The organism is Hymenobacter ruber (genome assembly GCF_054783255.1).
Genome location: NZ_BAAGQX010000004.1, coordinates 565,206 through 581,917, shown reverse-complemented (window position 1 = coordinate 581,917; position 16,712 = coordinate 565,206). Strand labels below are relative to the sequence as shown.

General features: G+C 60.5%; 10 protein-coding genes. 8 read left to right on the top strand and 2 right to left on the bottom strand.

Translation table 11 applies throughout. The features are described 5' to 3' along the window. Positions 1-30 precede the first annotated feature (30 nt). Together ACYVM5_RS13030 and ACYVM5_RS13025 are read right to left on the bottom strand one after the other, a co-directional pair. Complete coding sequence (locus tag ACYVM5_RS13030; RefSeq protein ID WP_460618547.1) at positions 31-945, bottom strand: lysophospholipid acyltransferase family protein; 915 nt, start codon at positions 943-945, stop codon at positions 31-33. Between the two features lie 2 nt (positions 946-947). Then, positions 948-1,817: a hypothetical protein gene (locus ACYVM5_RS13025; protein ID WP_460618546.1), complete on the bottom strand. Its 870-nt coding sequence runs from the start codon at positions 1,815-1,817 to the stop codon at positions 948-950. Positions 1,818-1,997: 180 nt separating this feature from the next. Between ACYVM5_RS13025 and ACYVM5_RS13020 the strand changes: the two genes are divergently transcribed. From ACYVM5_RS13020 to ACYVM5_RS12985, 8 genes are all read left to right on the top strand, one after another. Beyond that, positions 1,998-2,414, top strand: coding sequence for a hypothetical protein (locus ACYVM5_RS13020; RefSeq protein ID WP_460618545.1), 417 nt, complete (start codon positions 1,998-2,000; stop codon positions 2,412-2,414). Positions 2,415-2,562: 148 nt separating this feature from the next. Next, complete coding sequence (locus ACYVM5_RS13015; RefSeq protein WP_460618544.1) at positions 2,563-7,260, top strand: CusA/CzcA family heavy metal efflux RND transporter; 4,698 nt, start codon at positions 2,563-2,565, stop codon at positions 7,258-7,260. Between the two features lie 56 nt (positions 7,261-7,316). Beyond that, entirely contained in the window at positions 7,317-8,501 is a 1,185-nt protein-coding gene (locus tag ACYVM5_RS13010; RefSeq protein ID WP_460618543.1) for an efflux RND transporter periplasmic adaptor subunit, read from the top strand. 169 nt (positions 8,502-8,670) lie between these two features. Beyond that, complete coding sequence (locus ACYVM5_RS13005) at positions 8,671-9,342, top strand: WbqC family protein (protein WP_460618542.1); 672 nt, start codon at positions 8,671-8,673, stop codon at positions 9,340-9,342. Positions 9,343-9,502: 160 nt separating this feature from the next. Then, positions 9,503-12,112, top strand: a complete 2,610-nt coding sequence (locus ACYVM5_RS13000) for an ATP-dependent Clp protease ATP-binding subunit (protein ID WP_460618541.1) — start codon at positions 9,503-9,505, stop codon at positions 12,110-12,112. A 144-nt stretch (positions 12,113-12,256) separates the two neighbouring features. Continuing rightward, positions 12,257-14,401 carry a S9 family peptidase gene (locus tag ACYVM5_RS12995; protein ID WP_460618540.1) on the top strand — a complete coding sequence of 715 codons (2,145 nt, stop codon included), beginning with the start codon at positions 12,257-12,259 and terminating at the stop codon, positions 14,399-14,401. A 193-nt stretch (positions 14,402-14,594) separates the two neighbouring features. Continuing rightward, the gene (locus tag ACYVM5_RS12990) at positions 14,595-16,163 is read left to right on the top strand and encodes an acyl-CoA carboxylase subunit beta (RefSeq protein ID WP_460618539.1); all 1,569 of its coding nucleotides are present in this window, start codon (positions 14,595-14,597) and stop codon (positions 16,161-16,163) included. Further along, on the top strand, positions 16,163-16,705 hold the full coding sequence (locus ACYVM5_RS12985) for a GNAT family N-acetyltransferase (RefSeq protein ID WP_460618538.1): 543 nt from the start codon (positions 16,163-16,165) through the stop codon (positions 16,703-16,705). Before ACYVM5_RS12990 ends, ACYVM5_RS12985 begins: the two co-directional genes overlap by 1 nt. The last annotated feature ends 7 nt before the right edge of the window (positions 16,706-16,712 follow it).

Genomic DNA, 16,712 nt, shown 5'->3' with positions numbered 1-16,712 from the left:
TGCGCTCCACTCGCAATGACAGACGAATGTCTACCGCTTATGCTTCCAGCGTCGGTGCGTCCACAAATACTGTTCCGGGGAGGCGCGCATGTCCGTTTCCAGCTGCCGGGCAAAGGCTTCGGTGATGGGAAACGTGCCGGCGGGCGCGTCTTTCGCGGCCCGGCCAGCGGGCAGTTCGGTGAAAGTGACTTCGTAGTAGCCGCGCCGCACGCGGCGGATGCCCACGTAGAGCACGGCGCAATCGAGCTGCACGGCCAAACGGTCGGCGCTGGTGTAGAAGCTGGTATCCTGGTTGAGGAACTGGGTCCAGTAGGGCCGGTCTTCGGGGCCGGCGGCCTGGTCGGTGAGCAGACTGAGGGTGCGGCCCTCGCCGCGATGCGCCACCAGGTAGCGCAACGTGGCCAGCATGGGCACGGCATCGGCCCCGAAACGGGTGCGCAGGCGGCGCATCAGGGTTTCAAAAAACAGGTTGTTGAGCGGCTTGTACACGCCGGCGGCCCGGCCGGGAAACTCCAGCGCCGCGCCGTTTAGAATCCATTCCCAGTTGCCCATGTGCGAACCCAGCGAGAGCACCAGCCGGTTTTCGGCGAAGTGGCGCGTCATCAGCTCCGGGTTGGTGAAGCGCATGCGCTGCTGCAATTCCATCGGCGAAATGGCGGCCAGCTTCAAAATCTCCACCACCACTTGGGCAAAATGACGGTAGAAGGCTTTGCCGGTGCGCTCGATTTCGGCCGGCGTTTTCTCCGGGAAAGAGTTGCGCAGGTTTTCCGTGACCACGCGCCAGCGGTAGCGCACCACGTAGGCCAGCAGAAAATAAATTGCCTCGGCGAATAAATACAGCGCCGCCAGCGGCAGGTGCGCCAGGCCCAGCAGCAGCCACCACAGCGGCTCGAAGTACCAGGCGTAGGGCCGGCCGGTGGTAGCGATGGTTCCTTTGGTGGCCATGCTTAGCGGGGCACGGCAGCGCCGGCGGGCGCGTATTCGGCGGCGGAGTGCTCGCCAATGGCGCGGTGGCCGGCTATCAGCTTCTTATTGCCGGGGCCGCCGTACACTTCCACAAACAGCGTGAACGGGCCATCGGGCAGCGGGCCCATCGGTAGCTGCCCGGCAATGCTGGTGGGGCGACCGGATTGGGGCGTGAGGGTGGCATCGGCATCGGCGGCCGAGCCGTCGGGCGTGGTGAGGTGGTAGTGCACGCGCAGGGCCTGGCCCACGGGCGCGTTGTGCAATTCGGTGTAGAAGAATACATTGTCCGCCCCCCGGCCGTAGCTGCCGCCGGGCGCGCGGGTGAGGCGAAAGCCACCCCGGGCGAAATTATCGTCGCCCCCGCTCTTGGCGGCCGGGCGCGAAAGCAGCACTACATCACTCAGGAATGGGCCAGTGGGGGCTTCCAGCACCAGCGGTTTTTCGACGGTGGTTTCGCCGCCCGTGCTGCGGTACTGGTCCTTCACGGTGCCGCGCAGAGTGTATTTGCCATCGGGCAGCATAATTCTTTTCAGGAAGCTCTGCGGGTTTTTGATGGCAATGGTGGTGTCGGTAAGCACCGGCGGCTTCAGGGTGATGACTTCGTGGTAGGCGGAAGTGCCGTCGGCTTTCAGAATATCAAGCGTGACAAGGGCCGACGATTGAAACGCCTTGGGCGCGCGCTGTCGGTACTGCAGCGACTGCGTGGGCACAGTGACATAGATTTCGACTTCGGCACCCTTTTCCACCTTGTTCAGGTTGCGGAAGCGGGCCACATCGAGCAGTAGCTGCGGCGGTCCGGCTTGGGCGGCCAGCGTGGCAAAAGTGGCAAGTAGGGTGATGAGGTAGCGCATGGGGCAAAAGTACGGCGGGAGAAAAGGAAGGATTTGCGAATAGGCGCTGGTGGCTGTCGCGAGTCGCGGATGCGCGCCAGCTCCAGGTTGTTCGGCAGAACGCTCTTCCGGCTTGACAATCTATTTTTGTGCCAGCAACACGCCAAACATTTACCGCACCCGCTTCGTTTACCCGCCGCTATGCGTGCCACCTTTGCCTTCTTTCTGGGAATACTGATGCTGCTGGGCAGCTTCGTGCCCGAGAATGACCTGGGCGAACTGGCCAAGCTACCGCAGCTGGTCGAGCATTATGAATACCATCACTCGGCGGCGGGCGGCGGGTTGAATTTCGGCCAGTTCATTGCCGAGCACTACGGCGCGGGTACCAAGCACTACGACGGCTTCAGTCTTTCGCCGCGCCACCAGCAAGACCACCACAACCTCCCCCTGCGCTGCCACCACGGCTGCGTTACGCTGAGCTTTGTGGTGGCTCCGGTCACGCGGCTACTGTTCGTGGCCCGGCCGGAAATAGTGGCTGCGCCGGCGTACCGTGCCGCTGCTGCTCCGCGCTACGCCTTCGTTTTTATTGCTTCGCTGGGCCAGCCACCCCGAGCCTAACCCCGTTGCGCCCCCGGACGCAGTGTGCCCGCGCTATTGGTAGCACCGGCCCTGAATATCCGGCCCCTCCCCTCTCTTATTGGATTGATAGCGCCTCCCCGGCTGGCCAATGGCCGCGTCCGGGCCGCGCCACATTGCACCGTATCGCATGATTTCGGCAATTATTAATTTCAGCATCCGCAACAAGCTGCTGGTGGGGCTGATGCTGGCCGGGCTGATTGCCTGGGGCGGATTTTCGGCCGCCAGCCTGCCGCTCGACGCCATTCCCGACGTTACCAACAACCAGGTTCAGGTCATCACCCAAAGCCCCGCGCTGGCCGCGCAGGAAGTCGAGCAGCTCATCACCGTGCCGCTCGAACTACAGCTGCGCACCATCCCGGGCGTCACGGAAATCCGGTCGATTTCCCGCTTCGGGCTGTCGGTGATTACCGTGGTGTTTGAGGAAGACGTGGACACCTACCACACCCGGCAGCTGGTGGCCGAGAAGCTGAAAGTAGCGGAGGCCGACCTCGGCCAGGGCCTGGGCGCGCCGGGCATGGCGCCCATTACCACCGGCCTGGGCGAGATTTACCAGTACACCATCAAAGTCAAAAAGGGCTACGAGAAGCAGTACGGCCTGGCTCAGCTGCGCGAAATCCAGGACTGGCTGGTGAAGCGCCGCTTGGCCGGCGTGAACGGCGTGGTCGACGTAAGCAGCTTCGGCGGCTACGTGCGGCAGTACGAGGTGAGCGTGGACCCCGCCCGCCTGGCCGGCGCGGGCGTGAGCATGGCCGAGCTCTACGAGGCCCTGCAGGCCAACAACGGCAACGCCGGCGGCAGCTACCTCGAGCGCGGCCCACGGGCGTTTTTCATCCGGGGCGAGGGCCGGGCTACGTCGTTGCAGGACATCGGCAACATTGTGGTGAAGCCCGTGGGCACGCCCGGCCGGGGCGGCGCGCCGCTGCTGGTGCGCGATGTGGCGGCCGTGCGCTTCGGGCACGCCGTGCGCTACGGGGCCATGGACCGCGACGGCCTGGGCGAAACCGTGGGCGGCGTGGTGCTCATGCTCAAAGGCGCCAGCTCCGAAGCCACCATCAAAAACGTGAAAGCTCGGGTAGCCGAAATCCAGCAAACGCTGCCCAAAGGACTGGAAATCGACCCGTTTCTGGACCGCACCAAGCTGGTGGATAAGGCCATTCACACAGTAGTAAAAAACCTGATTGAAGGTGGCGTTATCGTGGTGGTGGTGCTGCTGCTGCTGCTCGGCAACCTGCGGGCCGGGCTGGTGGTGGCGGGCATGATTCCGCTGTGCATGCTCTTTGCGCTGGGCATGATGCGGACTTTCGGTGTGTCGGCTAACCTGATGAGCCTGGGCGCGTTGGACTTCGGTCTCATCGTCGACGGGGCCGTGATTATCGTGGAAGCCGTCATCGCCCACCTGCTGCATGAGCGCCTCAAAGCCGCCCACGAAACCATGGACGACATCACCGAGGGCGTCACCAACCGGCTCATGAAATCGGCCCTGTTTGGCCAGCTCATTATCCTGATTGTGTACCTGCCCATCCTTTCGCTCACCGGCGTGGAGGGCAAGATGTTCCGGCCGATGGCGCTGACGGTGAGCTTCGCCATTCTGGGCGCCATGATAATGTGCCTGACCTACGTGCCGGCCGTCACGGCCTGGGCCCTGAAGAAGAATATCAGCGAAAAGCCTAACCTAGCCGACCGCATCGTGGGCTTCCTGCACAAGTTGTACGACCCCATTATTCGGGCGGCGCTGGGCGCCCGTTGGCTGGTGGTAGGCGTGGCCGTGGCGCTCCTGGCGCTGGGTGGCTTCGTGTTTTCGCGGCTCGGCGGCGAGTTCATTCCACAGCTTGACGAAGGCGATTTTGCCATGAACGTGACGCTTGCGCCGGGTTCTTCTTTGGATGAAAGCATCCTGCTCACATCCCGGATTCAGCGCATCCTGAAAAGCCAATTCCCAGAAGTCATTCAGGTGGTGGGCAAAATCGGCACCTCGGAAATCCCCACCGACCCCATGTCGCTGGAAGACAGTGACCAGATGATTATCCTGAAAGACCACGCCGGGTGGACCAGTGCCAGCACCCGCGAGGAACTGGCCAACAAGATGCAGACTGCCCTGGCCGGCGTGCCCGGCGTGAGCCTGGAATTCCAGCAGCCCATCCAGATGCGATTTAACGAGCTGATTTCGGGCGTGAAGTCGGACGTGTCGGTGAAGATTTACGGCGACGACCTCGACGTGCTCAAAGCCAAAGCCGATGAGGCCGCCGCGCTTATTCGCCCCTTACAGGGCGTGGGCGACATTAAGGTGGAGCAAATCATTGGCCTGCCGCAGCTGCGCGTAAGCTACGACCGCGCCAGGCTGGCCCAGTACGGCCTGCGCGTGACGGACCTCAACACGCTGCTGCAAACCGCTTTTGCCGGCCAAACCACCGGCCAGGTGTACGAAGGCGAACGCCGCTTCGACCTCGTGCTGCGCCTCGACTCGCTGCACCGCCGCGGCCCCGACGACCTCAACCAACTCCTTGTATCGCTACCCGACGGCAACCAGATTCCGCTGGCCGAGGTAGCTACCGTGGCTCTGAAACCCGCTCCCGCGCAAATCTCGCGCGACGATGCCCGCCGCCGCGTCAACATCGGCGTGAACGTGCGCGGCCGCGACGTGCAAAGCCTCGTGCAGGACATTCAGGGCAAGCTAAAAGCCGGCCTGCGACTGCCGCCCGGCTACAGCATCACCTACGGCGGCCAGTTCGAAAACCTGAACCATGCCAAGGCCCGGCTGGCCATCGCCGTGCCGGTGTCGTTGGTCTTGATTTTCATGCTCTTGTTCCTGGCCTTTCGGTCAGTGAAGGAGGCACTGCTGATTTTCACCGGTATTCCGTTGGCAGCTATCGGCGGTGTGCTGGCGCTGGGTATCCGGGGAATGCCGTTCAGTATTTCAGCCGGCGTGGGCTTTATCGCGCTGTTTGGCGTGGCGGTTTTGAATGGCATTGTGCTGGTGGCCAGCCTGAATGAACTGGCCACGGCCGGCGTGCGCAAAATCCGTGAGCGGGTGCTGCGGGCTACCGAGGAGCGGTTCCGGCCGGTACTGCTCACGGCTTCGGTGGCCTCGCTGGGCTTTTTGCCGATGGCACTGTCCAACTCGGCCGGCGCGGAGGTACAAAAGCCGCTGGCCACGGTGGTTATTGGCGGGCTGATTACGGCCACGCTGCTCACGCTGGTGGTACTGCCGGTGCTTTATACCTTCTTTATGAAAGATGACGAGCCCAGCCCTGAAGTAGCCGCCGAGGAAGCGGAAGAGGCGAAAATCAAGGCTGAAACCGGCGGCGAGCCGGCGAAGGAATCTGATAATAAATCGGATTCGCCGAAAGACAAATCGAATCCGGCCAACCAACCCAAAACCAAAGCCTCAAAATCCAATATCCCTGATGCAGACGAAAAGGGTTCTGGAGATGCTGCTGCTTCCGGCGGTGCGACAGTATCGTTCAACGGTTTTGTAAACTGGCTTGAACGGGGTAGAGACGCAATATTCTGCGTCTCGTCGTTGAACGACTGGTACCGCGCCGTGCGCACGTTTTTCACCGCGCAGCCTAAACAACATCAGCAACGACGAGACGCAAAATATTGCGTCTCTACCCCGTTCTGGCTTCTCCTAACAGCCGCCCTGCTGCCTGCCACCGCCCGCGCCCAGAAGGCTCCGACTGACGCACCGCTTAGCATTTCGCAGGCCCTGACTACCGGCCTGGCGCAAAGCCCGCTGGTGCAGGCGGCCACTCTGCAGGCCCAGCAACAACAGGCCCTCACCCGTACCGGCTACGACCTGCCGCGCCTCGTGTTCGACTATCAGTACGGCCAGATTTCCGGGCCGCTGGCCGACCACAGCTTCAACGTGATGCAGCAGTCGGCCTTCCCTACTGTGTATGGTGCTCAACGTAAAGTTCTGCAAACCAGCGCTGAGGCCGGCACCATCCGGGCCCGCGCCCAGCGCCGTGAGTTGAGCCGCAGCATCCGCTCGGGCTACTATAATCTGCTGGTGACCTACCGCCTCGTGGCCCTGCTGCGCCGGCAGGACAGCCTCTACCAGCGCGCTGCCTGGGCTGCCCGCATCCGCTATCAGGTGGGCGAAACCAACCGCCTGGAGCAGGTTTCGGCCGAAGCTCGGGCCCGCGAATTGCAAAACCGCCTCGCCACCCTGCGCTCCGAGCTGCTGGTGCAGCGCCGGCAGCTGGCCCTGTTGCTGGGCCAGCCCAACCTGGCCAGCATCGACACCACCGCCAGCCCCCGCGCCGTGCTGCTGCCCGCCGATACGGCCGCCCTCACGCCTGCTACCAACCCCACACTGGCCCTCTACCAGCAACAGCTTACCCTCAGCCAGCAGCAGACCAAGCTCGAAAAGCTCCGCCGCCTGCCCGACCTCCGTGCCGGCTACTTCAATCAGACAATCAACCAGGAAAGAGGCTTTAATGTAGCCCAGGCCGGCATTGCCGTGCCGCTACTGGGCGGCGCCCAGCGTGCGCGCATTGCTGCCGCCAAAATCGGCGAGGAAGCTGCGCAGGTACAGTTGAACTACGCCAACACGCAGTTCGGCACCCAGCTCAGCACTTTGCGCCAGCAGCTGACCCGTGCCCAAGCATCGCTACTCTACTACGAAAACTACGCCCTACCGCAAGCTCGCCTCATCCTCGACACCGCCGAAAAAAGCCGCCGCGCCGGCGATATCGAGTACGTGGAATACGTGGTGAATACGCAGCCCGCCTGGCAGATTCAAGAGGCGTATTTCGAACAGCTGCGGCAGTACAATGAACTGGTGGCCAATATCCAGGCTTTGGCCGGGGCAGATAATCAATAAGCCGTCGTGCAGCAAACCGCGAGCTACAAAGGCAAAAAATATCACAAAACCGTCTTATGAAATTCCTCCCCTACAGTGCCCTGCTTCCATTTCTCATCGCCTGTGGCGGCAAAGCCGAAAAGGCTGCTGATACACCCGCCACTCCCCCACCTCGCGCTCCAAACGAAGTTTTTCTCAGCCGAGCCCAGATGCAAGCCGCCGGTATTGAGCTTGGCACCTTCACCCGGCGCGACCTCGGTACCGAGGTACAGGCTACCGGCCAGATTGACGTGCCGCCCAGCCACAAAGTATCCATCACGGCCGTGATGGGCGGCTACGTGCAGCAGCTCCCGGTACTACCCGGCCAGCACGTATCACAAGGCAGTGTGCTGGCCACCCTGCGCAATCCCGACTACCTCAAACTGCAGCAGGACTACCTCCAAAGCCAGGCCCGCATCGTGTTTCTGAAGCAGGAAACCGCCCGCCAACAAGTCCTCAACGACGAAGATGTGGGCGCCCGCCGCAAGCTCCAGCAGGCCACGTCCGAGCTGCGCACCGAGCAGGCTGCGGCCGGTAGCCTCGCCGCCCAACTCCGCCTCATCGGCCTGAAACCGGAGCGCATCTCCGCCACAAACATTCAGGCCAGCGTGCCGCTCATCGCGCCCATCAGTGGCTTCGTGAAGGCCGTGCTGGTAAACCCCGGCCAGTTTGTCAATCCGCAGGACGTGCTGATTGAACTCGTCGACCGCTCCGATTTGCATCTGGAGCTCAAGGTTTTTGAGCGCGACATTGCGAAAGTAAAAGTGGGCCAAGACATCCTGTTCCGCGTGCCGGCCCAGGGAGCCAGCGCCCAGCCACTACCCGCTACGGTATTTCTGGTTGGCAAATCGTTCGACGACGACGGCCGCACCGTGCCCGTGCATGCCCACCTGCACGAAACCGGCCCCGATGCCGCTGCCACCGCCGCCCTGCTGCCCGGCCAATACGTCAGTGCCCGCATCCTCACCGGCCGCACCCCGCAGCGCACCCTGCCCGAAGATGCGCTGGTGCCCGGCGGCGAAGTCAGCTACGGCTACTATCAAATAAAAACGGACGGCAAAGGCAGCACCTTCCGCCGCTTCAGCCTGCGTCCTGGCGCCACCGACCAGGGCCAGGTAGCCGTGCGCCCACTGGATAAGCTGAGCGACACTACGCAACTAGTTATTAAAGGAGCGTATTTTTTGGATGCCGAGCGCAGCAAAGGCCAAGGCGGCGATGAGTAGCGCGCATAGCAGGTTGTAGCGTGGACTCTGCGAGTCCGCGTATCGTTAGGGCCGCCTCGCCCGGGCGCGGACTCGCAGAGTCCACGCTACAACCTGCGCCAGACCGGTGCCCCCTCTCCGCGGGTCAGGGCGTGAGGTTTCGTCTGGTCGATTCCGTTATTTGCGCCCCATGATTCTCCTCACCGAACTCCACTACCATCCGCCGGCCGCCCTTTTCGCCGAGCTGCTCCGTGCCGACAGCATCCTGCTCGAAGCCCACGAGCACTACCGCAAGCAAACGTTCCGCAACCGCTGCCTCATCCGCACCGCGCAGGGCGTGCAGCCGCTCACAGTGCCGGTTATCGATGGCAACCGGGCCGAAAAGGTCAGCGTTTCCGAAATCGAAATCGACTACCGGCAGAACTGGATTCACCGGCACTGGCGCACGCTGCAAACGGCCTACGGCAACAGCCCTTATTTTGAATTTTATGCCGACTATCTGCGTGATATTTACGTAAGTAAACCAGCATTGCTTTTCGACCTAAATCAGCAGTTTTTACGTTTACTGTTGAGGTGTTTCCGCATCACCCTGCCCCTGCACCTCACCACCGAATACCACGCCCACTACCCCGCGCAACCTTCTGTCGGGAATTCCGGTCTTCTTGCTACCCAGCCCATCGCCGACCGGCGCGACTGGCTGACACCCAAAGCCGCTACCAAAACGCCTGAACCTGACACTCCGGCAGCCTCTGCGCTGGTGCGGCCCTATCCGCAGGTGTTTGGCCCAGGTTTTGAGCCCGGCCTGAGTGTGCTGGACCTGCTGTTTTCGCAAGGCCCGGCCGCCGGCCGCTATTTGCAGTAACCCGTAGATTTCGGCCGACGTTAGGTTAATAATGCCGGGCCGCAACTTAGTCCGAACCTTCGCCCGAACCGGCTTGTTTTCAAGTCACATCGGCCCAACCCGTTATTCGTGTTACTTGCCCGACGCGGGGCTTATCTGATTTTTCACTACGTTTATTGGCATGGAAGCTAAATTCTCAAACCGCGTCAAAGAGGTTATTTCCCTCAGTCGGGAAGAGGCCATTCGTCTCGGCCACGACTACATTGGTACCGAGCACCTGTTGCTCGGGATGATTCGGGAGGCCGAAGGCACCGCCCTTGGCCTCTTGCGCAAGCTGGGCGTGAGCATCGATGAGCTGAAGTTCTCATTGGAGCAAGCCACCCGCAACACCGCCACCCAGGGCACCAGCATCACGGGCTCGATTCCGCTTACCAAGCAGACCGAGAAGGTGTTGAAAATAACGTATTTGGAGGCCAAAATCTTCAAATCCGAAATCATTGGTACCGAACACCTGCTGTTGTCCATCCTGCGGGACGAAGACAACATTTCTTCCCAAATTCTCAGCAAATTCAACGTGAACTACGAAACTGTGCGCGACTCGCTGGATTACCACGGTAACGCCGGCGCGGCCCCGCAAAACCGCACGCCCGATACGGACGACGACGACAACGACAAACTCTTTGGCTCGTCGGGCCCCGGCGGGCGCGGTGCCGGCACCGGCGCCGGTGCCAAGAAACCCGGCGAAAAATCGCGCACCCCGGTGCTCGATAACTTCGGCCGCGACCTCACCAAGCTGGCCGAGGAAGACAAGCTCGACCCTATTGTGGGCCGCGAAAAAGAGATTGAGCGCGTAGCTCAAATCCTGAGCCGCCGCAAAAAGAACAACCCTATCCTCATCGGTGAGCCCGGCGTGGGCAAAACGGCCATCGCCGAAGGCCTCGCCCTGCGCATCATCCAGAAAAAGGTAAGCCGCGTGTTGTTCAATAAGCGCGTCGTTACGCTTGACCTCGCGTCGCTGGTAGCCGGCACCAAGTACCGCGGCCAGTTCGAAGAGCGCATGAAGGCCGTGATGAACGAGCTGGAAAAGTCGCCCGACGTAATTCTGTTCATTGACGAACTGCACACCATCGTGGGTGCCGGTGGGGCTTCGGGTTCACTCGATGCCTCGAACATGTTCAAGCCGGCTTTGGCTCGCGGCGAGATTCAATGCATCGGCGCTACCACGCTGGACGAGTACCGTCAGTACATCGAGAAAGACGGCGCCCTGGCCCGTCGTTTCCAGATGGTGATGGTGGACCCCACCACGCCCGAGGAGACTATCGAAATCCTGCACAACATCAAGGACAAGTATCAGGACCACCACCACGTGGTGTATACCGATAAGGCCATTGAACAGTGCGTGATGTTGTCGGACCGTTACATGTCCGACCGTTTCCTGCCGGACAAGGCCATTGATATTCTCGATGAGGCTGGTGCTCGCGTGCACATCAACAACATCGTGGTGCCCGAGGACATTCTCACGCTCGAAGAGCAGATTGAGAACATCAAAGGCGAGAAAAACCGCGTGGTGAAATCGCAGAAATACGAGGAAGCCGCCAAGCTCCGCGACACCGAAAAGAAACTTCTGGACCAACTCGAAACGGCCAAAAAGAGCTGGGAAGAGGAAACCAAGAAGAAGCGCTACACGGTGAAAGAGGAAAATGTGGCCGAGGTTATCGCCATGATGACCGGCATCCCCGTTTCGCGCGTGGCCCAGAACGAAAGCCAGAAACTCCTCAACATGAACGAGGAATTGCAAGGCAAAGTAATTGGCCAGGAAAAAGCCATCAAGCAGCTGGTGAAAGCCATTCAGCGCACCCGCGTTGGCTTGAAGGACCCCAAGAAGCCCATTGGCTCGTTCGTATTCCTCGGCCCGACGGGCGTAGGTAAGACGGAACTGGCCAAGGTGCTGGCTACCTACCTCTTCGACAAGGAAGATGCGCTGGTGCGTGTCGATATGTCGGAGTATATGGAGAAGTTCAGCGTATCGCGCTTGGTGGGCGCGCCTCCCGGCTACGTGGGCTACGAAGAGGGCGGCCAGTTGACGGAGAAAATCCGCCGCAAGCCGTACTCGGTAATCCTGCTGGATGAGATTGAGAAGGCGCACCCAGATGTGTACAACCTACTCCTGCAAGTGCTGGACGATGGTATCCTGACCGACGGCCTCGGCCGTAAGGTGGACTTCCGCAACACCATCATCATCATGACCTCGAACATCGGGGCGCGTGACCTGCAGGACTTTGGCGCCGGCATCGGCTTCGGCACGAAGGCTCGCCAGGACAACATGGACGAGCTGACCAAAGGCACTATCACCAATGCCTTGAAGAAGACCTTCTCGCCCGAATTCCTCAACCGTTTGGATGACGTCATCGTCTTCAACTCGCTGGAGAAAAAGGACATTCACCGCATCATCGACATCAGCCTCAGCAAGCTTCTCTCGCGGGTGCAGGCGCTGGGCTACCGTGTCGAGCTGACCGAAGCCGCCAAGGACTTCGTGGCCGACAAAGGCTACGACCCCAAATACGGTGCCCGTCCGCTGAACCGTGCCATCCAGAAGTACATCGAAGACCCGATTGCTGAGGAAATCCTCAAAGCCCAGGTTGTGCACGGCGACGTTATTACTGCCGACTATACCGAAGGTGCCGAGGAGCTGACCTTCGCCGTGAGCAAGAGCGGCGAGGCCCAGAACCTGGCCAGCGACGAGCGCCCCGCCGAAACGCCGGAAGCGCCCGATACGGACGCGAAGAAGTAAGTTTTAGTACAAGCATTGGCTTGTGCGTAGTTTGAGAAGGCCGGCTCCTGAAAAGGGGCCGGCCTTTTTTGCTATATGCCTAGTAACTTGCACCTTGATTTCGACCACGATTGTTGAAATTTTGGCAGTCTTACTCCCTTCTTCATGAATTTTCTGCAAAGAGCGGCCCTTGCCGGAGCTGGAGCGGCTATTTCCAGCGGCGCGCTGGCCCAGTCGGCCCCGGTGGCCCCCATCAAGCCCAAGGTTTTTACGGATTTTGGCATCACCCGCACCGACAATTACTACTGGCTGAACCAACCGACCGACCCGGCCGTCCTCAAGTACCTCAACGCGGAAAACGCCTACTACGACCAGCAAATGGCCGGGGCTAAGGAAAACCAGAAGAAGCTGGCCCAGGAAATCAAGAACCGCATCAAGCAGGAAGACGCCTCGGAGCCGTATCGCGACAACGGCTACTATTACTATTCGCGCTACGAGTTTGCGTCGGAATATCCGGTGTATTGCCGCAAGAAAGGCAGCGTCATCAACCCGGAGGAAATCCTGCTGAACGGCGATGAAATGGGCACGGGCCAGGCCTACTTCCAGATTGGCGACTGGGCGGTGAGCGACAACAACCAGCTGCTGGCTTTCTCGGTGGATACCGTGAGCCGCCGCCTCTACACGCTGCGCTTCAAGAACCTGGCTACCGGCAAGAATTACCCGGAGCGCATTGCCAACACCGGCGGTGAAGTGGTGTGGGCGGCCGACAACAAAACGGTTTTCTACACCAAAAAGAACGTGACCACGCTCCTGCCCTACCAGGTGTACCGGCACGTGCTGGGCACCGACCCCAAAGGCGACGCGCTAGTATATGAGGAGCGCGACAACACGTTCAATGTGCATGTGAACCGTTCGAAATCACGCAAATACATTGGCATCGAGCTGGTCAGCTCGTTGTCGTCGGAGTACCGCTATGTGGAGGCCAATGCACCTACTGAGCAGCCCAAAATATTTGCGCGGCGCGAGAAGGACCACCTCTACCAGGTGGAGCACCTGGGTGATAAGTTCTACATCCGGACCAACTGGCAGGCCCCGAACTACCGTCTGATGACCACGCCCGTGGCCACCACCGGCAAAGCCACCTGGACCGACGCCCTGACCCGCCACCCCGAAATCTTCCTCGATAATTTCGAGCTGTTCAAGGATTACCTCGTGCTGAATGAGCGCAAAGGTGGCCTGCGCCAGCTGCGCGTAGTGAGCATGAAGGACAAACAGGAGCATTACCTGCAATTCGAAGAGCCGGCCTACACCGCCACCATCGGGGTGAACCGTGAGATGGACACGCCCGTGCTGCGCTACAACTACACTTCGCTCACCACGCCACCGTCCATTTTTGAGTACGACATGGGCACGCGCACCAGCACTCTGCTGAAGGAGCAGCCGGTGCTCGGCAACTACAATAAATTCGACTACGTGACAGAGCGCGTGTTCGTAAAATCGCGCGACAACAAGTTTATTCCCATGTCCCTCGTGTACAAGAAGGGCACGAAGCTGGACGGGAGCGCACCGCTGCTGCAGTACGCCTACGGTTCCTATGGTTTCTCGCAGGACCCCACCTTCAGCGCCGCCCGCCTGAGCTTGCTGAACCGGGGTTTTGTGTACGCGCTGTGCAACATTCGCGGGGGGCAGGAAATGGGGCGACAGTGGTTTGAGGACGGCCGGATGCTGCACAAAATCAATAGCTTCAACGATTTCATCGACTGCTCGGATTATCTGACCAAACCGCACGATGCCACCGTTGGCAGTGCCAAAGTCAAGCAGCAATACACTTCGCCGGCCACGCTTTTTGCGATGGGCGGTAGCGCCGGGGGCCTGCTCATGGGGGTGGTGCTCAATATGCGGCCCGACCTCTACAAAGGCGTCATTGCGGCCGTGCCGTTCGTGGACGTGGTCACGACGATGTCAGACCCCAGCATCCCGCTTACCACCAGCGAGTACGACCAGTGGGGCAACCCTGCCGAGGAAGATTATTTCAAGTACATGCTCTCGTACTCGCCCTACGACAACGTGAAGCGCCAGGCCTACCCCAACATTCTTGTTACCACGGGCTTGCACGACTCGCAGGTGCAGTATTTCGAGCCGGCCAAATGGGTAGCCAAGCTGCGCGCCATGAAAACCGACAAGAACCTGCTACTGCTGCATACCGACATGGCTGCCGGCCACGGCGGGGCCTCGGGCCGCTTCAAGTCGATTGACGACACGGCGCGGCAGTACGCGTTTATGATGATGTTGCTGGGCAAGAATTTGTAGCGTACCTGTCATGCTGAACGCAGTGAAGCACCTTATCACGTCCGAACATCTCGTTCAGCAGTGATAAGGTGCTTCACGGCGTTCAGCGTGACAGATGATTGTAATTCCAACCTGCCGCCCGTAATCTGCCCGTAACCTACCTTTGGCCTCCCATTCCCGCGCACCCATCCCACCCGCGCGCTAACCCCTGCTCATGCCCGACCCGCACGCCCACGCCCACCTTTCCAAAACCGAACTGCTGGCCCGCAAAAACGAAGAAGCCCTCCTTGGGGGCGGCCAGGCCCGCATCGATGCTCAACACAAAAAAGGCAAGCTCACCGCCCGCGAACGGGTTGATTTGCTGCTGGACGAAGGCTCCTTCGAGGAAATCGGCAAGTTTGTGATGCACCGCTCCAAGGACTTTGGCTTGGACAAGGAACATTATCTCGGTGATGGCGTGATAACCGGCTACGGCACCGTGAACGGCCGCTTGGTGTACGTTTTCTCGCAGGATTTTACGGTTTTCGGGGGCTCGCTGAGCGAAACCCACGCCGAGAAAATCGTGAAAATCATGGACCTCGCCATGAAGAACGGCGCACCCGTAATTGGTCTCAACGACTCGGGCGGGGCCCGCATTCAGGAAGGTGTGGTGAGCCTTGGTGGCTACGCCGATATCTTCTATAAAAATACCCTGGCCTCGGGTGTGGTGCCGCAGCTTTCGGCCATCATGGGGCCGTGCGCGGGCGGCGCGGTGTATTCGCCCGCCATCACCGACTTCATTCTGATGGTGGAGCACACGAGCTACATGTTCGTGACCGGCCCCAACGTGGTGAAAACCGTGACCCACGAGGAAGTAACCAGCGAAGAGCTTGGTGGGGCCAGCACCCACTCGGCAAAGAGCGGCGTGACGCATTTCTCGTGCGCCAACGAAGTGGTGGCCATCAACCACATCAAGCAGCTGCTGAGCTATATGCCGCAGAACTGCGAGGAAACTGCGCCCGCACAGCCCTACGAGGCCAACGGCAACGAAAGCCGCCCGGCACTGGATAAGTTGATTCCAGAGAATGCTAACCAGCCCTACGACATCCGCGAGGTGATTGAGGGCATTATCGACACCGATTCTTTCCTCGAAGTCCATCAGAATTTCGCCGAGAATATTGTAGTGGGCTTTGCGCGGCTGGCGGGCCGCAGCATTGGCATTGTGGGCAACCAGCCGGCCGTGCTGGCCGGCGTGCTCGACATCAACGCCAGTACCAAAGCCGCCCGTTTCGTGCGTTTCTGCGACGCCTTCAACATTCCGCTGCTGGTGCTGGAGGACGTGCCCGGCTTCCTGCCCGGCACCGACCAGGAGTGGCGCGGCATCATCACCAACGGCGCTAAGTTGCTCTACGCCTTCTGCGAAGCCACCGTGCCGCGCATCACCGTGATTACCCGCAAAGCCTACGGCGGGGCGTATGACGTGATGAACTCCAAGCACATCGGGGCCGACATGAACTACGCCTGGCCCACCGCCGAAATTGCGGTGATGGGTGCTAAGGGCGCGGCCGAAATCATCTTTAAGCGTGAAATTGCTCAGGCTGAAGACCCCGAAGCCAAACTCCAGGAAAAAGTAGACGAATACCAGGAGAAATTCGCCACGCCTTACCGCGCTGCCCACCGCGGCTTCGTGGACGAGGTGATTCTGCCTTCGCAGACGCGCCAGAAGCTGATTCGCGCCTTCAAGATGCTGGAAAACAAAGTGGACACCATGCCCCGTAAGAAGCACGGGAATATTCCGCTGTAATGGTTGCTGAAAATTTCATCACCATTCGCCCGTCGACACCCGCTGATGCGCCGGCCGTGCGCTCCCTCTACCAACGGGTAGCCCGCGAAAGTGGTGGTATTGCCCGGCAGGCCGACGAAGTAACCGACGACTACGTGCAGCACTTCCTAAGCCATGCGCAGGCGCAGGGCATTGGCCTGGTGGCCGAGCAAGATGGGCAGGTAGTAGCGGAAATCCATACCTACGCCGCTGGGTTGCGGATTTTTGCCCACGTACTAGGCGACCTTACGGTGGCAGTTGCGGCCCCGGTGCAGGGCATGGGCGTGGGACATCGGCTATTCGAGGCATTGCTGATGGAGGTGCAAACGCGGTTCCCGCATGTCAGCCGCGTCGAGCTGACGGTGCGCGAAAGCAATGTCCGCGCCATTGCGCTGTACGAGAAATTGGGTTTTCGGCAGGAAGGGCGCTTCGAAGGCCGCGTTGCCGGTATGCACGGCTTGGAGGCCGATATTCCGATGGCTTGGCATGCGCCGCCCCCAACACAATCACTTCAAACCTCGTAGCTTGCTG